A 20,954-nucleotide genomic window follows, 5' to 3' on the forward strand; every position below is an offset into this window, starting at 1 on the left:
TCACACACTGCGGAACCGGTCGGAAGGTGGGAGAGGCAGGGAAAAACCTGCCATTACCGATTCATGAATGACGCCCCTGCCCCGGATCAGTAACCGGAGCAGGGCCGCAGGTCATTCAGGCGTAGATCGGGAACCGCGCACACAGCGCCTTGACGCGCGCATGGACGGCCTGTTCCGTGGCGGGGCAGCCTTCGCCGCCTTCACGGGCAAGGGCGGTGAGGACCTCGTCAATCATGAGGCCGACTTCCCGGAACTCCGCCGCCCCAAAGCCGCGTGCGGTGGCCGCCGGGCTGCCAAGGCGGATGCCAGAGGTGATGGCGGGTTTTTCGGGGTCGAAGGGAATGGCGTTCTTGTTGGCGGTGATGCCCGCACGTTCAAGGCTGCGTTCCGCCGCACGGCCCGTCACACCCTTGGGCCGCAGGTCAACGAGCAGCAGGTGGCAGTCGGTGCCGCCGGTCACGATGTCGAAGCCGCTGGCGACCAGCGTCTCCGCCAGCACGCGGGCGTTATTGGCCACGGCTTCCTGATAGGCGCGGAAGTCGGGGCGCAGCGCCTCGCCGAAGGCGACGGCCTTGGCGGCGATGACATGCATGAGCGGACCGCCCTGCAGGCCGGGGAACACGGCGGAATTGATCTTCTTCGCCAGATCCGCGTCATTGGTCAGGATCAGCCCGCCACGCGGCCCGCGCAGGGTCTTGTGGGTGGTGGACGTGACCACATGGGCATGCGGCAGGGGCGACGGATACAGACCGGCCGCCACCAGCCCGGCGAAATGGGCCATGTCGACCATGAGGTACGCACCGACTTCATCGGCAATGGCGCGGAAGCGGGCAAAGTCGATGATGCGGGGATAGGCGGAGCCACCGGCGACGATCAGCTTCGGCTTTTCGGCGCGGGCCAGACGTTCCATTTCCTCGTAGTCCAGCAGGCCGTCCTCACGGCGGACACCATACTGCACGGCGTTGAACCACTTGCCGGAATAGTTCGGGGCCGCGCCATGCGTCAGGTGGCCACCGGCGGCAAGGCTCATGCCCATGACGGTATCGCCCGGCCTGACCATCGCCATGAAGGCCGCCTGATTGGCGTTGGCGCCGGAATGGGGCTGCACGTTGGCGAATTCCGCGCCGAACATCTTCTTCACGCGTTCGATGGCCAGCGTCTCGACCTTGTCGACCTCGACGCAGCCACCGTAATAGCGGCGGCCGGGATAGCCTTCGGCGTATTTATTGGTCAGCACGCTGCCCTGCGCCGCCATCACCGCGGCCGACACCATGTTCTCGCTCGCAATCAGTTCAATACCGTCGCGCTGGCGTTCCAGTTCCGCGCCAATGATCGCAGCAACATCCGGGTCCGCTTCCGTCAGCGGGGCGCGGAAAAACTGTTTCAGGTCAGTCTGGCTGATAGGGTCCGGCACCGTTATGATTCTCCATTCCTTGGATCAACTGTCTTTTCCGGGTAATGACGCGGATATGACACGTATGGGGACAGGCCTGCTATGTGCGCCATATAGGGGCGTTTAGACAACGCCAAAATGACGGAGACCGCCCGATTTGACCGAAGCTGTTTTCCCCCCATCCCCAAAGAGGGCAGCATGAACACGAACAGGAGAGCGGGCCTTCTGCGCGCATGGCTGCGCAGGCTGCCGGTGGGCGCGCCCACGGATGATGCGGGGCTGAAGCGCGTGCTTGGCCCCGCCAGCCTCATGGCCCTTGGCGTGGGGGCCACGATCGGCGCTGGGCTGTTCTCGCTGACAGGGATCGCGGCAGGCAGCAATGCCGGTCCTGCGGTCATCATTTCCTTCGCTTTGGCCGCCATAGCCTGCGCCTTTGCCGGGCTGTGTTACGGTGAACTGGCGGGCATGCTTCCGGCGGCGGGCAGCGCGTATGTCTATGCCTATGCCTCGCTGGGTGAGCTGATGGGCTGGATCATCGGCTGGGATCTCGTGCTGGAATATACCGTGGGGGCATCAGCCGTATCCGTAAGCTGGGCGCGCTACATGCGATCCCTGCTTGATGAATGGGGTATTCACCTTTCGCCCCGCCTCATGGCTTCCCCGTTCGAGGTGGTGGGCATGGCGGACGGCCAGCCGGTACACGGACTGGCCAACCTGCCTGCCGTATTCGTCATCATGGCGCTGTCCCTGCTGCTCATGCGCGGGATTTCTGAATCGGCGCGGATGAACGCCATTGTGGTGGCGATCAAGCTTACGGTCATCGTCGCCGTGATCGCATGCGGACTGCCGTATATCAGGGTCGAAAACTATACCCCCTTCATCCCGCCCAATACCGGGGAATTCGGGCATTACGGCATATCGGGCATCCTGCGCGCGGCGGGGACGGTTTTCTTTGCCTATCTGGGGTTCGATGCGGTTTCGACCGTAGCGCAGGAGACACGTAATCCGGGCCGCGACATGCCCATCGGCCTTATGGGCAGCCTTGCGATCTGCACGGTGGTCTACATCACCTTTTCATTCGTGCTGACGGGACTGGTCAACTATCACGATATGATCGGCGATGCCGCCCCCGTAGCCACGGCCATTGACCAGACACCCTTTGGCTGGCTGAAGGCTGCGGTCAAGCTTGGCATCATATGTGGTTTCCTGTCGGTCATTCTGGTGCTGCTGCTGGGGCAGAGCCGGATCTTCTTCGCCATGGCGCGCGACGGCCTGCTGCCGCCCATGTTTGGCCGCACCCACCACAACTGGGGCACACCGGTTGCGTGCCACCTGTTCTTCATGGCCGTGACGGGCGTGCTGGCGGCGTTTCTGCCCATCGAACAACTGGCGCATATGACTTCCATCGGCACGCTGCTGGCCTTTGTCATCGTGTGTGTGGGCGTGATGGTGCTGCGCGTGCGTGAACCGGACCGCCCGCGCGTCTTCCGCGTGCCCGGCGGGATGGTGATACCGGTGGCCGGTATTCTCAGTTGCCTTGTGATGATGGTCTCGCTCGACGCGCTGACATGGCTGCGGCTGGTCGGGTGGCTGGCAATCGGACTGGTCGTTTACGGGATTTATGGTGTGCGCCATAGCCGACTGGGCAAGGTCATGCCTGCCATGCGCCCGAAGGACTGAAGGGCGTGCATTACCGGATCATAATTTGGCATAGGGTAGCGGCGGGACCATAGTCGGCCCCATCCCATAGCTGGAGTTGGATTGGATGAGTATCGGTCAATTTCCCCATGTACGGCCGCGGCGCAACCGGCACGACCGGTTCACCAGGCGACTGGTATCCGAAAACACGCTATCGACCGATAACCTCATCTGGCCGATTTTTGTTACCGAAGGCACGGCTTCGGTTACCGATGTAGCCTCCATGCCCGGCGTGCAGCGTGTCAGTCTGGACCGGCTTGCAGCCCATGTGGAACCGGCGGCGAAACTGGATATTCCCGCCATCGCCCTGTTCCCCATAACGCCCACGGACCTGCGTGATGAAAACGGGACCGAAGCAACCAATCCCGACAACCTCATGTGTCGTGCCGCGCGCCTGCTGAAAAAGGAATTCCCGCAGATCGGCCTGATCGGCGATGTCGCGCTTGATCCCTATACCAGCCACGGCCATGACGGGCTGATCGAAAACGGCTACGTGGTCAACGATCCCTCGGTCCGCATCCTTGTAACGCAGGCGGTCAATCAGGCCGCCGCCGGGATCGACATCATCGCCCCGTCCGACATGATGGATGGCCGCGTACGCGCCATCCGCGAGGCACTGGACAGCGATGGTCTGGTCAATACCCGCATCATGTCCTACGCCGCCAAATACGCCAGCGCCTTCTACGGACCGTTCCGCGATGCGCTGGGATCTGGTGGCCTGCTGACGGGTGACAAGAAAACCTACCAGATGGACCCCGCCAACAGTGATGAGGCCCTGCGTGAAGTGGCGCTGGACCTGCAGGAAGGTGCGGATATGGTCATGGTCAAGCCGGGCATGCCGTATCTGGACATCATCCAGCGCGTGCGGCAGGAATTTGCCGTGCCGACCTTCGCCTATCAGGTGTCGGGTGAATACGCGATGCTGATGGCCGCCATCCAGAATGGCTGGCTGGATCGTGACCGCGTCATCATCGAAAGCCTGATGTCCTTCCGCCGCGCGGGCGCCAACGGGGTACTGACCTATTTCGCGCTGGAGGCCGCGCGCCTGCTCCGGGCCTGACCGGCCCACAAGCGGCATGCATTCAACAGGATAGTTGATGCCTGCGACAGGGAAAATATGATAACCGTACAGGATACGGGCAGTCTGTTTTTCCTGTTCGCCGGGCTGCTTCCTGTTTTCGGCTGGTGAGAGCGCATGACATACACATCGCCACGGCATCCGCAGCTATTCTATACCACAGCGCCCATGCCCTGCCCCTACCTGCCGGGACGCATGGAACGCAAGGTCGTGACCGAAATTGGCGGCGCGGAAGCCATATCTTTCCATAACCGCCTGTCCCGTGCGGGCTTCCGTCGCAGCCACACCATTGCCTATGCCCCGGTCTGCGCAAGCTGCACGGCCTGCACGCCCATCCGCGTGCCGGTGGACCGCTTTACCCCCAGCCGCACGCAGCAGCGCGCCCTGCGTCGCAACGCCATGCTGCACGGCTTTCCCGTGCCGCCACGCGCCACACCGGAACAGTTCAACCTGTTCAGCGCCTACCAGCATGCCCGGCATGAAGGCGGCGACATGGCATCCATGACGTTTCCCGATTACCGGGCCATGATCGAAGATACGCCGATCGAAACTTTCATGATCGAATTCCGCGATCCCGAAGGCAGGCTGGCCTGCGTCGCGCTGGTGGATCAGCTCGATGACGGGCTTTCCGCTGTTTATGATTTCTATGATCCCGCGCTTCAGCATCGGTCACTGGGGACATTCGCCGTGATGTACCTGATCAGCCATGCCCGCATGATGGGCCTGCCCTACCTGTACCTAGGCTACTGGATCAACGAAAGCCGCAAGATGGCCTACAAGGCCCGTTTCCGTCCCGCGCAGATCATGACGCGCGGCATCTGGCATGATCTGGATCTGGGGGAATATGGCAGGGATCAGGCACGGCAGAGTGCTTTCCTGCCGGATGGACTGTTTCATCCACCGGCAGGATAAGTCCGCAGATCCCTAACCGCGCGGCTTGCGGGTCGCCCAGGCAGGAGCCTGCCTGCCCATCTCGGCGCGCTTGCCCAGATAGTCGCGCAGATCGGCAAAGGAACGGTTGCGTACTGCAGCCGGGTCCGGCCATGCCAACCCTGTTTCCGCGGTGAAGACCACCGCATCGCGCAGGCCGCCGTCCTTGTATTTCTGCAAGATCACACCCAGCCCACGCGACATTTCAGGCAACTGGTCCAGCGGGAACACAAGCATGCGCCGGTTCTGCCCCAGCACCAGCACATGATCGCCTTCGGCTGGCACGCAGATCAGCGCGCTTTCCTCATCTTTCAGGTTCAGGACCTGCTTGCCCGTGCGCTTTTCCGCCGTCATGGCTGTTTCAGCCACCACCATGCCGCGTCCACTGCTGGAAGCCAGAAGCCGCTTGCGGGTATCATCAACGGGGAACATCGTGATGATGTCCTGATCGTTTGAAAGGTCGATCATAAGCCGCAGGGGCTGGCCATCGCCGCGACCACGCGGCAGATCACCCACACGCAGGGTAAACGCACGGCCATCAGTGGCGAATACACATAGCCGGTCATTGCTGTAGCATTCCACCGACATGCCCAACCCGTCGCCTTCCTTGAACCTGAGCGCCTGCAGATCCTGTCCATGCCCGCGCACGGTCCGTATCCAGCCCTGCTGCGACAGGACGACCGTAAGGGGATCACGTTCGACCGGCAGGGCCGATTCAACATCAATCTCGGGCGGCGGGGCGGCCAGTGTGCTGCGTCTTTTACCCAGCGCGCCACTTCCGAAGGCTTTCTGGATTTCCTTTATCTCGGATGCGATGCGCTTCCACCGCAGCCCTTCCTGATCCAGCAGATCCTGCAGGGTCTGCCTTTCGGCGCTGAGGGCGGCGTGCTCCTTGCGGATTTCCATTTCTTCCAGCCGACGCAGGCTGCGCAGGCGCATGTTCAGCACGGAATCCGCCTGTAGCTCCGTCAGGCTGAACGTGGCCATAAGGGCGGCTTTCGCATCGTCCTCTTCGCGGACAATGCGGATCACCTCATCAAGGTTGAGATAGACCGCAAGGAACCCGTCGAGAATTTCAAGCCGCCGGTTAACGGCCACAAGCCGGTTGGCGCTACGGCGCAGAAGCACGTCATGCCGATGGTCCAGCCACGCCTGCAGCACATCCTTCAGGCTCCGCACGCCGGGCACCTGATCGGCACCCAGCACGTTCATGTTCAGGCTGAAACGGCTTTCAAACTGGGTGGCGCGGAACAGGGTTTCCATCAGCACCGCAGGTTCGATCCCGCGTGATTTCGGCTCCAGAACCAGCCTTATATCGGTCGCGCTCTCGTCACGGATATCCGCCAGAAGCGGCAGTTTTTTCTGTTCCAGAAGATCGGCGACCTGTTCAATCAGGCGCGACTTCTGCACCTGATACGGGATTTCCGTCACCACGATCTGCCAGGTACCGAAACGGCCCTGTTCCACTTCCCACTTCGAGCGGATGCGAAATGCGCCGCGTCCCGTCTCATAGGCGCGGACCATGGCCTCACCATCTTCGACAATGCTGCCACCGGTGGGAAAGTCGGGACCGGGCATATGCGCCATCAGTTCCGCCGTCGTCGTACCAGGCTTGCGGATCAGGGCAAGGGCGGCGGCACAGATTTCCCCTACATTATGCGGCGGGATGCTTGTGGCCATGCCCACGGCGATACCGGCCGCGCCATTGGCCAGAAGGTTGGGAAAGGCCGCGGGCAGGACAACAGGTTCCTGCTCCTCGCCATCATAGGTGGGGCGGAAATCGACGCTGTCTTCGTCAATGCCTTCCAGCAGTGCCTTGGCGACAGTAGTCAGGCGGGATTCGGTGTACCGCATGGCCGCCGCGTTATCACCGTCGATCGAGCCGAAATTGCCCTGCCCTTCGACCAGCGGGTAGCGCACGGCAAAATCCTGCGCCAGCCGGACCAGCGCCTCGTAAACCGAAGCATCGCCATGCGGATGGTATTTACCGATCACATCGCCCACCACACGGGCGCATTTCTTGAACCCGGCGGACGGATCCAGCCTGAGCTGCTGCATGGCATAGATCATGCGCCGATGCACAGGCTTCAGCCCGTCGCGCACATCGGGCAGCGAGCGCGACATGATGGTTGACATGGCATAGGCCAGATAGCGTTCGCTCAGCGCATCGGCCAGCTTGGTATCTTCGATATGACCGGCTGTTGTGTCCACAGGCATGCAATCTTCCTCCCGCAGGTGAACAGATAGCGAAACTTTACGGTTTGTCCACCGGGTTGTGTCAGTCGGGTTCCGCAGCCTCGTCCTCACCCGCCTGACCGGGTGGCACGATATCGGCCTTACGGGCAATCATATCCGCCAGTCTGCCCCGTGCTTCAGGCACGGGACGGTGGCGCTGTCCAAACGCGTCACGATGCAGGAAATGACCGGACAGGCGCAGCCCGTCATACCAGTCCTGCGGCGTACCCACCTGATCGGGGTCCAGAACGAAAGCCGGAAGCGGCAGCAGGCGGTCGCGCCATTCCCCAGCCCGCTCATCCGACACGGCCCGTCCCGTACGCGGCGAGACCCATTTCAGATCCCCACTGTCCCCACCGAGCGCACAGTGCCCCAGATCCAGACCAAAACCCAGTTCGGACAGAAGCAGCAGTTCCCACCGAACGACTTCCGCCATGCCTTCACGCTCCGCCCATTCAGGGTCGAGGCTTATGCGCGCCAGCAGGCTGGTCAGCCCCTGAAATACGGCCAGATGGGGCTCGCGTTCCGGCAGGCTGCCATCAGCCAGTGCGCACAGGGAAGCCAGCATGGCCAGCGGCACCGGATAATCCAGTATGCGCGCGGCAGACGCATGCACCGTTTCAGCCGTAATCGTGCCAAGCTGTTCGGACAGGCGGGCAACCCAGCGCGCGCGCACCAGATTGCCGGTCTGCCATACCGCGCGGCCCCGGCTGGATGATCCGCCACGGGCCAGCCCATGATACAGGCCGTATTCGCCCGTCAGCACATGGACAATCGCGCTGCCTTCCCCATACGGGGTGGCAGATAGCACAAGGGCGGGTGCCTCCCATTCCATCAGGAAGCACCCGCCCTTGCGTAAAGAAAACCGGAAACCGGCAACTCAGATCAGTTGCCAGCAGCCTTTGCCACTTCAGCGGCAAAGTCGTTTTCTTCCTTCTCGATGCCTTCGCCAAGCTGGAAGCGGTCGAAACCGATCAGCTTCGCACCAGCCTTCTTGACGATCTCGCGCACGCGGCTTTCACCATCATGCACCCAGACCTGCTCCAGCAGCACCACTTCTTCGTAGAACTTGCGGATACGGCCATCGACCATCTTTTCGATGATGGCTTCCGGCTTGCCCGATGCACGGGCCTGTTCCACCAGAACCGCGCGCTCACGCTCAAGCGCCTGCGGGTCAACACTGTTCACGTCCAGCGCAGCCGGACGGGTCGCCGCGACATGCATGCCGATCTGACGGCCCAGCGTTTCCAGCGCATCGCTGGCGGACGGTGCTTCAACAGCAGCCAGAACGCCAATCTTGCCCAGACCGGGGCTGACGGCGGAATGAACGTAGGTCGCAACCACGCCCGACGGCACGCTCAGCACGCGCGCACGGCGGATGGACATGTTTTCGCCAATGGTGGCGATCAGGTGCGTCAGTTCATCGGCAACGTTGCGACCGCTCTTGAGCACGGCTGCCTTCAGCTTTTCCAGATCGTCGCCAACCGTAAGGGCGGCATGCGCCACTTCGGATACGAAGTTCTGGAAATGCTCGTTACGGGCCACGAAGTCGGTTTCGGCATTGATCTCGACCATGGCAGCCTTGTTGTCGGCCTGCGCCACGCCAACCAGACCTTCAGCCGTCACACGACCGGACTTCTTGGCAGCAGCCGAAAGGCCCTTCTTGCGCAGCCAGTCGATCGCGCCTTCGATGTCGCCTTCGGCTTCCTTGAGCGCCTTCTTGCAGTCCATCATGCCCGCGCCGGTCTGCTCACGAAGATCCTTGACGAGTGCTGCGGTGATTTCCGCCATTATCCTGATACTCCTCACGACAGGCGCACGCCCCGCAATCCTGCGGGGCGTGTCCTTGCTGTGTCAGTAGCGTCGCGGGGTCATGCCACCACGACGCAATGATGTTATTCCGCGCTTGCGGCGGCTTCCGTCACGGCTGCTTCCACGGCGGGGTCAACCGGCAGTTCTTCGGCAGCGCCGAAGTCTTCGCCCGACGCGCCCAGCTCGGCGGAGATGCCATCGAGCACTGCGGACGAAACCAGCTCGCAATACAGCGCGATGGCGCGGATGGCGTCATCGTTACCCGGGATCGGGAAGGTCACGCCACGCGGGTCGGAGTTGCTGTCCAGCACCGCCACAACCGGGATACCCAGCTTGTTGGCTTCTTCAACCGCCAGCTTTTCCTTGTTCGTGTCGATCACGAACAGGATGTCCGGCAGGCCGCCCATTTCCTTGATGCCGCCGAGCGAACGCTCCAGCTTCTCACGGTCGCGGGTGATGTCCAGGACTTCCTTCTTGGTCAGGCCCTGGGTGCCGTTTTCCAGCATGTCGTCAATGCCACGCAGGCGCTTGATCGAACCGGTAATGGTCTTCCAGTTCGTCAGCATGCCGCCCAGCCAGCGGTGGTTGACGTAATACTGGCCGCAACGCTTCGCCGCTTCCGCGACCTGGTCTGCCGCAGCGCGCTTGGTGCCGACGAACAGCACGCGACCGCCACCGGCCACGGTGTCACGGATCGCCTTGAGCGCACGGTCCAGCATGGGAACGGTCTGCTGCAGGTCGATGATGTGAACCTGGTTACGCACACCGAACAGGTACGGCGCCATGCGCGGGTTCCAGCGGCGGGTGTGGTGACCGAAGTGCACGCCGGCTTCAAGAAGCTGGCGCATGGTGAATTCAGGCATTGCCATTTCGGCTTGATCCTTGTGTCTGGTTTATCCTCCGTGAAGCGCGCCCTGTTTTTCAGGACACCAGAGGTACTGGCTTCACGTGCGAATTGGCCCCAACGCGGGACCGTGGCGGGATATGGCCGTTTTCGGCGCGCATTGCAAGAGCCGTGGGCCAGCATCCCGGCCATGATGCAACTTTTTTCCCGAGCACGGGTTAGGCTGCGCAAGGATGCGACACCATCCACCGCGCCGTATGCGCGCGGCCAGATATTTCGATAACGGACATAAGGACCGATCCCCCATGGCAATCACCAAATACGCGACGGCACACTGGTCAGGCGGACTGAAGGACGGCAAGGGCGAGATCTCGACCCAGAGCGGGGTACTGAAGCAGCAGCCCTACGGCTTCAATACCCGTTTCGAGGACAAACCCGGCACCAACCCCGAGGAACTGCTGGGCGCAGCCCATGCCGCGTGCTTCGCCATGGCGCTGTCGGGCATTCTGGGCGGGGCGGGGCTTACGGCCACGTCGCTCGATGCAAAATCCGAAATCGTGCTGGACAAGCAGGGCGAAGGCTTTGCCATCACCCATGCGAAGCTGACGCTGGAAGCCGAAATCCCCAACGCGACGGAAGAACAGTTCAGGGAACTGGCGGAAAAGGCGAAAGCAGGCTGCCCGGTCTCCAAGCTGTTCAATGCAACGATCACGCTGGATGCCAAGCTGAAAGGCTGAACCGGCAAATGGCGGGGAGCGGATGGCGTTCCCCGCCCGCCCTCATGCTCAGGCACCATCCGCTTCATGGCGGACGTGGCATTCCGTCAGGCCTCGACCAACTGACATCTTCCCATCCCGTCCTGATCGACATGGTCAGGCAGGTGGCAATCCGGGCAACTTCACAAAATTACAGGTTCCTGATTGCCCACCTGCCCCCGATGGCGCAGCAGGTGATCGGCCAGAACGCAGGCCATCATCGCCTCGCCCACCGGCACGGCACGGATACCTACGCAGGGGTCATGACGCCCCTTGGTCATGACATCCACGTTCTCCCCTTCGCGCGTGACGGAGGGAACGGGGGTCAGGATCGAGCTGGTGGGCTTGACCGCAAAGCGGGCCACGACCGGCTGACCGGTGGAAATCCCCCCCAGCACGCCACCGGCATGGTTGGACGCGAACCGGAGCGCGCCATTTTCCATCCGCATCGGGTCCGCGTTTTCCTCACCCGTCAGGCAGGCGGAAGCGAACCCTTCCCCGATCTCGACCCCCTTGACGGCATTGATGCTCATCAGCGCCATGGCAAGGTCGGAATCAAGCTTGCCATATATCGGCGCACCCAGTCCCGGCGGCACCCCGTCGGCCACCACCTCGATCACGGCGCCGATGGACGAACCCTTCTTACGGATATCGGCAAGGTAGTCTTCCCATACCGGCAGGATCGAAGCATCGGGACAGAACAGCGGATTGGCATTCACCATATCCCAGTCCATCCGCGCGCGGTCGACCGCATGCGGACCGACCTGGACCAGCGCACCGCGGATACGCACGCCCTGCCCCAGTACCTTGCGCGCCACGGCCCCCGCCGCCACCCGCATGGCCGTCTCCCGGGCAGAAGACCGCCCACCACCGCGATAATCGCGTATGCCGTATTTCATGTCATAAGCAACATCGGCATGGCCGGGGCGGTAACGGGTGGCGATATCGCCATAGTCACGCGAACGCTGGTCAGTATTGCGGATCAGCAGGGAAATGGGGGTGCCGGTTGTCTGCCCCTCGAACACACCGGACAGGATTTCGACCTGATCGGCTTCCTGCCGCTGGGTGGTGAATTTCGACTGCCCCGGACGGCGGCGGTCAAGCCACGGCTGGATGTCGGATACATCCAGCGGGATGCGCGGCGGACAGCCATCAATCACGCAGCCAATGGCCGGGCCATGGCTTTCGCCCCACGTGGTGACGCGGAACAGATGGCCGAAAGTGTTATGGGACATAAGGGCAGACTTCCCGCAATCAGTTACCGGCGACCGTGATGTCCGGCGCGGTCGGGTTCTTCATGCCGACAATATGGTAGCCGGAATCAACATGGTGGATTTCACCCGTCACGCCACCGGACAGATCGGACAGCATGTACAGCCCCGCCCCGCCAACTTCTTCCAGCGAGACGTTGCGTTCCAGCGGGGAATTGTACTGGTTCCATTTCAGGATATAGCGGAAATCGCCAATGCCGTTGGCCGCCAGCGTCATGACCGGCCCAGCCGAGATGCCATTGACACGGATGCCATCGCTGCCCAGATCGACCGCCATGTAGCGCACCGAAGCCTCAAGTGCCGCCTTGGCCACGCCCATCACATTATAATGGGGCATGACGCGCTCGGCCCCCAGATAGGTCAGCGTCAGCATCGACCCGCCGGGGTTCATGATGCTGGCCGCGCGGCGTGCGACAGCAGTGAAGGAATAGCACGAAATGTCCAGCGCCTTGAGGAAGGCATCACGCGGGGTATCGACATAGCGCCCGCGCAGGAACTGCTTGTCCGCCCAACCGATGGCATGGACCAGAAAATCGATCTTGCCCCATTCCTTTTCGATTGCGGCAAAGGTCTCGTCAATCGCGGCGTCGTCCGATACGTCACAGGGCAGGACCAGCGACGACCCGACCGATTCCGCCAGCGGACGCACGCGCTTGCCCAGCGCTTCCCCCTGATAGGTGAAGGCCAGTTCGCCCCCCTGTTCGGCCACGGCGCGCGCGATGCCCCACGCGATCGAGCGGTCATTCGCCACCCCCATAACAAGTCCCCGCTTCCCCTTCATCAGTGTTCCCTTGGCGGAGATTTTGGGCGCGCCGTCTGACATGTTATTATCCTTAATGATAAATGGCGGATGAATTTTCGGCCTCGTGGTTGCACAAGCAGCCGTTTCGGACAAGATGCCGAGTGTCGCAATTGTAGCGAATATTCCTCACGCGGTAACTTACCTTATGTTTCCATATGTTTCGCATTCCAGCCCGGATGGGCCGGATGCGCGGCAGACAGCATTGCGGAACCTGAAATTCATGACCCCTCCCCTTATCGCCCTGGATGCGGACCCGTTCGACCTGTTCGATGCCTGGATGCGCGATGCAAGCGAACACGAACCCAATGACCCGAACGCCATGGCACTGGCCACCGCAACGGCGGAAGGGCGGCCTTCGGTCCGTATGATCCTGCTCAAGGGGGCGGACCGGCGCGGGTTCGTGTTCTATACCAACCTCAACAGCCGCAAGGCTGCCGATCTCAAGGCCAATCCCCATGCGGCCCTGCTGTTCCACTGGAAAAGCATCCGCCGCCAGATCCGCATAGAAGGCCCGGTGGAACCGGTCAGTGCGGCCGAAGCGGACGCCTATTTCGCCAGCCGCAGCCGCATATCGCGACTGGGGGCGATTGCGTCCAACCAGTCGCATCCGCTGACGGACCGCGCCGTTTTTGAAAAAGCGATTGCCGAGCTTGAGGCCCGCTACCCCGGCGACGATGCCGTCATTCCCCGCCCGGCCAACTGGACCGGCTTTCGCGTGGTGCCCCAGCATTTCGAATTCTGGCAGGACCGCCCCTACCGCCTGCATGACCGCGTCGTATGGGACCGGCAGGGCGAAGGGTGGAGCACACAGCGGCTTTATCCCTGATGCCCGAACTTAACGCCGCGTGATCCGTTTTCATCCGGGGGGGACCTGCCTGCACGTCTCCCCGGATGAACGGAGCATGAGGTACGTTGATGTGCATACGTAGTATACTTCTGCCACTGGCGGGGATGAGCAACGCGGAAAGCGCCCTTCAGGTTGGCGGCTATCTTACTTCCATGTTCAATGCACATCTTTCGGTCCTGCATGTGGGTACTGACATGCAGGAAATCGGTCCCCTCGTCGGTGAAGGGATGTCGGGCGCAATGGTGGAAGACATGATCGCGGCAGCGCTGAAGGAAAGCGCATCGCGACTGAAAGGTGTCCACCAGCTTTTCAATGACTTCATCCAGCGCACCCATATTCCCGTTGTAAAGGCCGAGACCCACCACCCACACGGCCCCAGCGCCAGTTTCATTACCCATACCGGCCATACCCGCAGCATCGTATCCTTTCAGGCCCGGCTTTCGGATCTGGTGGTCGTGCGCCAGCCCAACCCGGAAGGGGATGTCTCCTCCTCCGATACGCTGCATGCCGTACTGTTCGAAAGCGGACGCGGGGTCATCATCGTTCCGCCCGTGGCGACCGAAACTGTCGGCCGGCGCGTCTGTATCGGCTGGAATGGTACGGTTGAAGCCGCGTCGGCCATTCATCACGCCCTGCCCCTGCTGCGCCGCGCGGATGCAGTGCATATCGTGCACAGTCCGGCCTACCAGCGCCCTGGCCCGGATGCCCGGCATGTCGCCGCTTTCCTTGCACGACATGACATCGCCGCCACTATTCACAAATTTGGTAGTGATTATCGCCCGGTGGGGGAAGACATGCTGGCGACAGCCCACAGCTTCGATGCCGACCTGCTGGTAATGGGGGCGTATTCACATTCCCGCCTGCGCCAGATGATACTGGGGGGCGTAACGCGGCATATGCTGGAAAACAGTGATATTGCCGTCCTGATGAGCCGCTGAACCGCCAGAGTCGTCCATCATCGGCGCACCGGAGGGGATATAGAAGAAACAAGCAGGCAAAAACGTATATCTACAGCCAGACGCCTTGATTTTACGCCCCACGGGGATTAGGTGTGGCGTGAAAAGAACGCCATAGCCTAGTGTAAAATCTGGTCTGGGGGATATTATGCGCATTGATGCGGACATTGTGGCAGAACTGAAGCAGGCGGGTGAGAACGCATCCGAAGTGCTTCGCGTTGCCCTGACGCGACTGCGCGGACGCATTGCTCTTGTTTCTTCTTTCGGGGCGGAATCAGCGGTCATGCTGGCGCTGGCAGCCGAAATCGATCCTGCGGTCCCGGTCCTGTTCCTTGAAACCGGCCAGCATTTCCCCGAAACGCTGGCATACCGGCAGGAACTGGCCCGCGTCCTGAACCTGCGCGACGTGCGCGACCTGCATCCCGCCAAAAAGCAGATCATGAACCGTGACCCCGAAGGCCAGCTATGGGCCTTCGACCCGGATGCGTGCTGTGCGCTGCGCAAGGTCGAACCGCTTGATGAGGCGATGATCCCCTTCGATGCGTGGATCACGGGCCGCAAGCGTTCACAGGCCGCCACCCGGCAGGGCCTGCCGGTCGTGGAAGCCACCGAAGATGGCAAGATCAAGATCAATCCGCTGATAAGCTGGACCCCACGCGAACTTGATGCCGAGATGACGCGCCGCAACCTGCCGCGCCATCCGCTTACGCTGCGCGGCTATCCTTCCATCGGCTGCGCGCCCTGCACCCGACCGGTTGGCGAAGGTGAAGATCCGCGCAAGGGTCGCTGGGCCGGGCAATCCAAGACGGAATGTGGTATTCACGTCCGTGCGGCGGGGTGAGGCCAGCCTGTCCCCTTTCATCGGCCCGGTTTCGGGGCCATCTACTTTTCCTGTTTTCTTTCCTGTTACGGAAGGTCTGTAATCCATGGACGATCTCGACCAACTAGAGGCCCAGAGTATCTTCATCATGCGTGAAGCGTACCGGAAGCTGAAGCCGCTGGCGATGCTGTGGTCGCTGGGCAAGGATTCCAACGTCATGGTCTGGCTGGCGCGCAAGGCCTTTCTTGGGCGCGTGCCGTTCCCGGTCATGCATGTGGATACCGGCAAGAAATTCCCGGAAATGTACAAATTCCGTGATGAATATACCAAGAAATGGAACCTCGAACTGCTGCTGGGCGACTGTCCGCCGGTTGAGGAAATCGATCCCACCCTGCCGCCTGCCGCGCGTTCCGCCGCGCGCAAGACCGCAGGACTTGCCGCGATGATCGACAGGTACAAGCTTGCGGGCGTGATCGCCGGCATCCGGCGTGACGAGCAGGCCACCCGCGCCAAGGAACGTGTGTTCAGCCCCCGCGGCTCCGGCCACAAATGGGATGTCCGCAACCAGCCGCCGGAATTCTGGGACCAGTACGCCACCCCGCATGAAGCCGGCATGCATGTGCGCGTCCATCCCCTGCTGTCATGGCGCGAGATTGACATCTGGCGTTATATCGAACGCGAGAACATTCCGCTGGTCGATCTGTATTTCGCCAGGGACGGCAAGCGTTACCGCTCGCTGGGCGATCAGGACATCACCAGCCCGGTCGAAAGCAATGCCTCGACGGTAGCAGAAGTGATTGCGGAACTGGAAACGTCCCGCACATCCGAACGCGCGGGACGTGCCATGGATCATGAATCCGAGGATGCGTTCGAACGCCTGCGCGTGGCCGGTTATCTCTGAGCGGACAGGACGGAGTTACAACACAATGAGTACAATCCCGACCCCTGCCCCGCAGGACGCAGCCACCCCCATCGTGATCGTGGGCCATGTTGACCACGGCAAATCCACGCTGATCGGTCGCCTGCTGTACGATACCGACAGCCTGCCCGAAGGGCGGGTCGCGCAGATTATCGAATCCAGCAAGAAGCGCGGCCTGACGGTTGAATGGAGCTTCCTGCTCGACAGTCTCCAGATCGAGCGCGATCAGGGCGTGACCGTTGATTCCACCCGCATTCCCTTCCGGCTGGGAACGCGGCAGTTCGTGATCGTTGATGCGCCGGGCCACCGCCAGTTCCTGCGCAACATGATTACGGGCGCTGCCGATGCCGAAGCCGCCGTGCTGGTGGTTGACGCAAACGAAGGCGCGCAGGAACAGACCCGCCGCCACGCCATGCTGCTGCGTCTGATCGGCATCCGTCATGTCATCGTGCTGATGAACAAGGTCGATATCCTCGACTACGACCAGCAGAAGATCGAAGCGGCTGAACAGGACGTGACCAACCTGCTGCGCCAGCTTGAGATCGAGCCGACCGTATTCGTTCCCGCTTCCGCCCGTGAAGGCGACAATATCGCCGACCGGTCCGAACGGATGGCATGGTACAAGGGTCCGACCCTGACCGAAGCGCTGGCGCAGGTGCCCGCACCATCTTCCCGCGCCGACCTGCCGCTGCGCCTGCCGGTGCAGGATGTCTACCGTTTTGACAGCAAGCGTGTCGTTGTCGGTCGTATCGAACGCGGTCGTATCCGCGTGGGTGATGAAGTGGTGGTTGGCGTGCATGGCGCCCGCGCGCGTATCGCCACGATCGAAAGCTGGCACACAGCACCGCAGGTTGCCGCCATTGCCGGTCAGTCCGTGGCTGTCACGCTGGAACCCGACGTGATCCCCGATCGTGGCGATTTCCTGTTTCCGGCATCGGAATCGCCGCTGCGCGCGGCCCGCATCCGCACGCGCCTGTTCTGGCTGCGTCAGGAACCGCTGCGTGTGGGCGAAAGCTTCAAGCTGCGTCTGGCCACGGCTGAACATCAGGTTACGGTCGCGGCAATTGACTCCGTTGTCCGCCTTGAGGACCTGACCGAACAGCCTGCTGAGGAAGTTCCGCCCGAGGGCTTTGCCGAGATCACGCTGGCCGTATCCGAGACCATGCTGTTCGACCCCTTCCTGCCGGGCACGGCGGACGGTCGTGGCGTGCTGGTCGACCGTAACCAGCAGATCGTGGGCGGCGCACCGCTGATGGGTGTTGCCGAAAGTGTTGCGGGGCGCAACGCCATTCACCCCACCGGCAGCGCCGTTTCGCTGTGGGATCGCGCGCAGGCCAAGGGACACCGTGGCGGTGTGTTCTGGATGACCGGCCTGCCCGGCGCAGGCAAGAGCACGCTGGCCCGTGCAGCGGAAAACCGGCTGTTCGCCCGCGGGATCGATGTATCGGTGCTTGATGGCGATACGCTGCGCGCGGGGCTGTGTTCGGACCTTGGCTTCTCCGATGCGGACCGGCGTGAAAACGTGCGCCGTGCAGCGGCAGTGGCCCGGATTCTGGCTGAAAGCGGTCAGGTCGTGATCGTGGCGCTGATTTCCCCCACCGTCGCGGACCGGGAACTGGCCCGTCAGATCGTTGGCGAAGGTTTTCATGAAATCTTCATCGACACGCCGCAGGCCACCTGCGAACAGCGTGACCCCAAAGGTCTGTATGCTGCGGCACGCGCGGGCAAGATCGAAGGCTTTACCGGCATCGACGCCCCTTACGAAGCCCCTGCCAACCCCGCCCTGCGGCTGGAGACGGCAGAGCGCACCAGCGATGAAACGGCGGCAAAGCTTGCCACCTTCATCAGTGATGCGATCCGCATTGACAGTGCGGCGGACCGCCAGCGTTCGTAACTGCGCGGGCCTGCTCCCCCGGGGGCAGGCCAGACGGCAATACAGGGCCGGGTTGAAGATGGGCGCCAGCCATGGCAAGGCTGGCGCCGTTTTATACCAGTCGCGGCAGGTCGGTCCTGTCGCCCGAAAAGGATCGGTTCAGAAGTGGATGTCAGGAACAACCGCCGGGATTTGACCGGAACAAGCGTCATTACGGCCAACCGTCTGCTTGATGGCCGTATTGTCTGGCTGACCGGACAGGGATGGTCGGAGGCGATCAGCCACGCCCGCGTCATCGACAATGCGGATGTGGAAGACGTGATAAAGCAGGTCAAGGCCACGCCTGACGCGCGTATGGTTGTGGGCATCTATGGCGTGCAGCTTGACCCTGCCGCCGCCGGCATCGCGCCTGTTACGGTACGTGAGCGCATCCGTGCGTTCGGGCCGAGCGTCCACCCCGATTTCGCCCCTGTGGAGACATCCAATGTCCACTAACACCGCAACCCTCCCGGTCGGACGGTATGCCTACGATCAGGTGGACCGTACCTTCCTGTCCCAGCGCGTGGCGCAGTTCCGCGCACAGGTGAACCGCCGCATTGCGGGCGACCTGAGCGAGGATGAATTCAAGCCGCTACGCCTCATGAACGGTCTGTACCTGCAGTTGCATGCCTACATGCTGCGCGTGGCCATCCCCTACGGCATGCTGGGATCGGACCAGATGCGCGAACTGGCCCATATCGCGCGCACCTATGACCGTGATTACGGCCATTTCACGACCCGGCAGAACATGCAGTTCAACTGGATCAGGCTGGAAGATACGCCCGATATCCTGCAGCGTCTGGCGGATGTGGACATGCACGCCATCCAGACCAGCGGCAACTGCATCCGCAACGTGACATGCGATGAGTTTGCAGGGGCTGCGGCCGATGAGCTGCTTGACCCGCGTATCCATGCCGAGATCCTGCGCCAGTGGTCCACACTGCATCCTGAATTTTCATTCCTGCCGCGCAAGTTCAAGATTGCCATCAGTGGCAGCCCGCAGGACCGCGTAGCCGCCCGTTTCCACGATATCGGTCTGGTCGCCCGCCCCGGCGCACAGGATCGCCCGGTATTTGATGTGTTTGTCGGCGGCGGACTGGGCCGCACACCCGTCATTGGCGTGCTGCTGCGTGACAACCTGCCCGAAGAGGACCTTGTCGCGTATCTGGAAGCGATCGTGCGCGTGTACAACGCCTATGGCCGCCGCGACAATATGTACAAGGCCCGCATCAAGATCCTTGTGCAGGCGTTAGGTGTCGAGACTTTCCGCGAGAAGGTGGATGCGGAATTCGCCCTGATGAACCGGGCTGATTACCGTCTTGATCCCGCCATTGTGGATGGGATCCGCGCGCGTTTCGGCATTCCCGCGCTTGATGCCCCCGCGGATGCGGCAGACACGCTTGCCGCCGCGCGCGGGACCGATGCACGCTTTGACCGCTGGGTGCGTACCAACACGCATCCTCATCGGCATGAAGGCTTCATCAGCGTCGTGATTTCGGTCAAGCCCGATGGCGGCATTCCCGGCGATGTGACGGCGGACCAGATGGACCTGATCGCCGATCTGGCCGATGGCTGGTCGTTTGGGGAAATCCGCGTCACCCACATGCAGAACGTGGTGCTGGGCCATGTGCGCAAGGACCGGCTGCATGAACTGTGGCAGAAGCTGGTCGCGGCCGGTCTGGGCACGCCCAATATCGGACTGATCGGCGATATCATCGCCTGCCCCGGTCTGGATTACTGCTCGCTTGCCAACGCGCGTTCCATTCCCATTGCCCAGAAGCTGAGTGCACGCTTTGCCGATCCTGAACTGCAGGAAAATATCGGTAAGCTGCATATCAACATCTCCGGCTGCATCAATGCCTGCGGCCATCACCATGCGGGGCATATCGGTATTCTGGGCGTGGACAAGCGCGGGGAAGAGTTCTTCCAGCTTACGCTTGGCGGTTCGGCCAGCAACGACGTGGCCATTGGCCAGATCATCGGGCCGGCGCTGCCGGAAGATGAGACGGTCGATGCCATTGCCCGACTGGTCGATGCCTATCTGGTGCTGCGCAACGAAGGCGAAGAGTTTATCGACACATACCGGCGGCTCGGTGCCGCCAGCTTCAAGGATGCCGTCTATGCCCCTGCTTGAGAATGGCCGCATTGCGGAAGATCGCTGGGTTGAAGCGGTCGATGGCGCGCCGCTGCCGGACGGTGCGGTTATCGTTCCCTTCGCACGGCTGGAGGAAGGTCTGGCCCGCACGGGCACGGCCCCTCTTGGTGTCGCCATTGAACCGGATATGGCGGTGGAGCAGCTTCGTGTCGCCCTGCCACGCCTTGGACTGGTGGCCGTTACCTTTGGTTCATTTCGTGACGGGCGGGCCTTTACGCAGGCCCGCGCGCTGCGTGAACATCTGTCGTTCGATGGTGAAATCCGCGCCATGGGCAAGCCCCTGCCCGACCAGTACGAGTTCATGCTGCGCTGTGGCATAACCACGGTAAAGACTGAACGACCCGAAGATGTCACAGTATGGCAGCAGGCACACGAGATGTTTTCTGTCGCCTATCAGCCTTCCACCCTGCATGAACGTCCACAGGGACTTGGCCTGCGCCGGTTCCTGTCCTGAACCGTTATACGTGCCCCCTCCGGTATGTCGTGCATATGATACCGGAGGGACATGTTTTTGTGGTCTCCGTTAT

The 20,954-nt window shown here is 62.0% G+C and carries 19 protein-coding genes; 12 read left to right on the forward strand and 7 right to left on the reverse strand.

The genetic code is table 11. From position 1 onward, the window contains the following. Positions 1 to 115: 115 nt before the first annotated feature. On the reverse strand, positions 116 to 1,402 hold the full coding sequence (gene glyA / locus KSAC_RS03585) for a serine hydroxymethyltransferase (RefSeq protein ID WP_279433734.1): 1,287 nt from the start codon (positions 1,400 to 1,402) through the stop codon (positions 116 to 118). A gap of 189 nt (positions 1,403 to 1,591) precedes the next feature. Between glyA and KSAC_RS03590 the strand changes: the two genes are divergently transcribed. The 3 genes from KSAC_RS03590 to KSAC_RS03600 all read left to right on the forward strand — a co-directional run bounded on the left by KSAC_RS03590 (position 1,592) and on the right by KSAC_RS03600 (position 5,081). Then, on the forward strand, positions 1,592 to 3,073 hold the full coding sequence (locus KSAC_RS03590) for an amino acid permease (protein ID WP_132304253.1): 1,482 nt from the start codon (positions 1,592 to 1,594) through the stop codon (positions 3,071 to 3,073). Between the two features lie 85 nt (positions 3,074 to 3,158). Next, a complete protein-coding gene (hemB, locus tag KSAC_RS03595) occupies positions 3,159 to 4,151 on the forward strand; it encodes a porphobilinogen synthase (RefSeq protein WP_110548435.1) in 993 nt (330 codons plus the stop codon). Between the two features lie 135 nt (positions 4,152 to 4,286). Then, positions 4,287 to 5,081 carry an arginyltransferase gene (locus KSAC_RS03600; protein ID WP_132304255.1) on the forward strand — a complete coding sequence of 265 codons (795 nt, stop codon included), beginning with the start codon at positions 4,287 to 4,289 and terminating at the stop codon, positions 5,079 to 5,081. Between the two features lie 12 nt (positions 5,082 to 5,093). On the opposite strand, the gene parC is transcribed toward KSAC_RS03600, so the two are convergent. From parC to rpsB, 4 genes are all read right to left on the reverse strand, one after another. Continuing rightward, complete coding sequence (gene parC, locus KSAC_RS03605) at positions 5,094 to 7,316, reverse strand: DNA topoisomerase IV subunit A (protein WP_132304257.1); 2,223 nt, start codon at positions 7,314 to 7,316, stop codon at positions 5,094 to 5,096. 61 nt (positions 7,317 to 7,377) lie between these two features. Continuing rightward, positions 7,378 to 8,169 (reverse strand): DNA repair protein RecO, encoded by a 792-nt coding sequence (gene recO, locus KSAC_RS03610; RefSeq protein ID WP_132304259.1) that lies wholly within the window; start codon positions 8,167 to 8,169, stop codon positions 7,378 to 7,380. Positions 8,170 to 8,219: 50 nt separating this feature from the next. Beyond that, positions 8,220 to 9,125 (reverse strand): translation elongation factor Ts, encoded by a 906-nt coding sequence (gene tsf / locus KSAC_RS03615; RefSeq protein ID WP_102323543.1) that lies wholly within the window; start codon positions 9,123 to 9,125, stop codon positions 8,220 to 8,222. Between the two features lie 104 nt (positions 9,126 to 9,229). Beyond that, a complete protein-coding gene (rpsB, locus tag KSAC_RS03620; protein WP_102323542.1) occupies positions 9,230 to 10,015 on the reverse strand; it encodes a 30S ribosomal protein S2 in 786 nt (261 codons plus the stop codon). A 280-nt stretch (positions 10,016 to 10,295) separates the two neighbouring features. Between rpsB and KSAC_RS03625 the strand changes: the two genes are divergently transcribed. Further along, positions 10,296 to 10,727 carry an OsmC family protein gene (locus tag KSAC_RS03625; protein WP_102323541.1) on the forward strand — a complete coding sequence of 144 codons (432 nt, stop codon included), beginning with the start codon at positions 10,296 to 10,298 and terminating at the stop codon, positions 10,725 to 10,727. A gap of 161 nt (positions 10,728 to 10,888) precedes the next feature. On the opposite strand, the gene aroC is transcribed toward KSAC_RS03625, so the two are convergent. After that, on the reverse strand, positions 10,889 to 11,980 hold the full coding sequence (gene aroC, locus KSAC_RS03630; protein WP_110547964.1) for a chorismate synthase: 1,092 nt from the start codon (positions 11,978 to 11,980) through the stop codon (positions 10,889 to 10,891). Positions 11,981 to 11,999: 19 nt separating this feature from the next. Then, positions 12,000 to 12,839, reverse strand: coding sequence for an enoyl-ACP reductase FabI (gene fabI / locus KSAC_RS03635; RefSeq protein WP_102323539.1), 840 nt, complete (start codon positions 12,837 to 12,839; stop codon positions 12,000 to 12,002). 199 nt (positions 12,840 to 13,038) lie between these two features. On the opposite strand from fabI, the gene pdxH reads away from it, so the two are divergent. The 8 genes from pdxH (at position 13,039) to KSAC_RS03675 (ending at position 20,881) form a co-directional block, all read left to right on the forward strand. Continuing rightward, positions 13,039 to 13,644, forward strand: coding sequence for a pyridoxamine 5'-phosphate oxidase (gene pdxH / locus KSAC_RS03640; RefSeq protein WP_132304261.1), 606 nt, complete (start codon positions 13,039 to 13,041; stop codon positions 13,642 to 13,644). A 125-nt stretch (positions 13,645 to 13,769) separates the two neighbouring features. After that, the gene (locus KSAC_RS03645; RefSeq protein WP_102324192.1) at positions 13,770 to 14,603 is read left to right on the forward strand and encodes a universal stress protein; all 834 of its coding nucleotides are present in this window, start codon (positions 13,770 to 13,772) and stop codon (positions 14,601 to 14,603) included. Positions 14,604 to 14,769: 166 nt separating this feature from the next. Beyond that, a complete protein-coding gene (locus KSAC_RS03650; RefSeq protein WP_118963150.1) occupies positions 14,770 to 15,462 on the forward strand; it encodes a phosphoadenylyl-sulfate reductase in 693 nt (230 codons plus the stop codon). Positions 15,463 to 15,547: 85 nt separating this feature from the next. Then, positions 15,548 to 16,342 carry a sulfate adenylyltransferase subunit CysD gene (cysD, locus tag KSAC_RS03655; RefSeq protein WP_102323537.1) on the forward strand — a complete coding sequence of 265 codons (795 nt, stop codon included), beginning with the start codon at positions 15,548 to 15,550 and terminating at the stop codon, positions 16,340 to 16,342. Positions 16,343 to 16,367: 25 nt separating this feature from the next. Beyond that, entirely contained in the window at positions 16,368 to 18,254 is a 1,887-nt protein-coding gene (cysC, locus tag KSAC_RS03660) for an adenylyl-sulfate kinase (RefSeq protein ID WP_102323536.1), read from the forward strand. 144 nt (positions 18,255 to 18,398) lie between these two features. Next, positions 18,399 to 18,728 (forward strand): DUF2849 domain-containing protein, encoded by a 330-nt coding sequence (locus KSAC_RS03665; RefSeq protein ID WP_102323535.1) that lies wholly within the window; start codon positions 18,399 to 18,401, stop codon positions 18,726 to 18,728. Continuing rightward, entirely contained in the window at positions 18,718 to 20,406 is a 1,689-nt protein-coding gene (locus KSAC_RS03670) for a nitrite/sulfite reductase (protein WP_132304263.1), read from the forward strand. Before KSAC_RS03665 ends, KSAC_RS03670 begins: the two co-directional genes overlap by 11 nt. Beyond that, positions 20,393 to 20,881, forward strand: a complete 489-nt coding sequence (locus tag KSAC_RS03675; RefSeq protein WP_110547960.1) for a DUF934 domain-containing protein — start codon at positions 20,393 to 20,395, stop codon at positions 20,879 to 20,881. The genes KSAC_RS03670 and KSAC_RS03675 overlap by 14 nt, the downstream gene beginning before the upstream one ends. Positions 20,882 to 20,954 lie beyond the last annotated feature (73 nt).

This window comes from Komagataeibacter saccharivorans (genome assembly GCF_004348195.1).
Classification (GTDB): Bacteria; Pseudomonadota; Alphaproteobacteria; order Acetobacterales; family Acetobacteraceae; genus Komagataeibacter; species Komagataeibacter saccharivorans.

Bases quoted from the DNA above. Each gene is read 5' to 3' on its own strand.
- recO (WP_132304259.1), bottom strand. From the start codon at position 8,169: ATGGAATGGGAGGCACCCGCCCTTGTGCTATCTGCCACCCCGTATGGG.
- KSAC_RS03600 (WP_132304255.1), top strand. From the start codon at position 4,287: ATGACATACACATCGCCACGGCATCCGCAGCTATTCTATACCACAGCG.
- KSAC_RS03590 (WP_132304253.1), top strand. From the start codon at position 1,592: ATGAACACGAACAGGAGAGCGGGCCTTCTGCGCGCATGGCTGCGCAGG.
- KSAC_RS03670 (WP_132304263.1), top strand. From the start codon at position 18,718: ATGTCCACTAACACCGCAACCCTCCCGGTCGGACGGTATGCCTACGAT.
- cysD (WP_102323537.1), top strand. From the start codon at position 15,548: ATGGACGATCTCGACCAACTAGAGGCCCAGAGTATCTTCATCATGCGT.
- KSAC_RS03625 (WP_102323541.1), top strand. From the start codon at position 10,296: ATGGCAATCACCAAATACGCGACGGCACACTGGTCAGGCGGACTGAAG.
- fabI (WP_102323539.1), bottom strand. From the start codon at position 12,839: ATGTCAGACGGCGCGCCCAAAATCTCCGCCAAGGGAACACTGATGAAG.
- KSAC_RS03650 (WP_118963150.1), top strand. From the start codon at position 14,770: ATGCGCATTGATGCGGACATTGTGGCAGAACTGAAGCAGGCGGGTGAG.
- hemB (WP_110548435.1), top strand. From the start codon at position 3,159: ATGAGTATCGGTCAATTTCCCCATGTACGGCCGCGGCGCAACCGGCAC.
- tsf (WP_102323543.1), bottom strand. From the start codon at position 9,125: ATGGCGGAAATCACCGCAGCACTCGTCAAGGATCTTCGTGAGCAGACC.
- aroC (WP_110547964.1), bottom strand. From the start codon at position 11,980: ATGTCCCATAACACTTTCGGCCATCTGTTCCGCGTCACCACGTGGGGC.
- rpsB (WP_102323542.1), bottom strand. From the start codon at position 10,015: ATGGCAATGCCTGAATTCACCATGCGCCAGCTTCTTGAAGCCGGCGTG.
- cysC (WP_102323536.1), top strand. From the start codon at position 16,368: ATGAGTACAATCCCGACCCCTGCCCCGCAGGACGCAGCCACCCCCATC.
- parC (WP_132304257.1), bottom strand. From the start codon at position 7,316: ATGCCTGTGGACACAACAGCCGGTCATATCGAAGATACCAAGCTGGCC.
- pdxH (WP_132304261.1), top strand. From the start codon at position 13,039: ATGACCCCTCCCCTTATCGCCCTGGATGCGGACCCGTTCGACCTGTTC.
- KSAC_RS03645 (WP_102324192.1), top strand. From the start codon at position 13,770: ATGAGCAACGCGGAAAGCGCCCTTCAGGTTGGCGGCTATCTTACTTCC.
- KSAC_RS03675 (WP_110547960.1), top strand. From the start codon at position 20,393: ATGCCCCTGCTTGAGAATGGCCGCATTGCGGAAGATCGCTGGGTTGAA.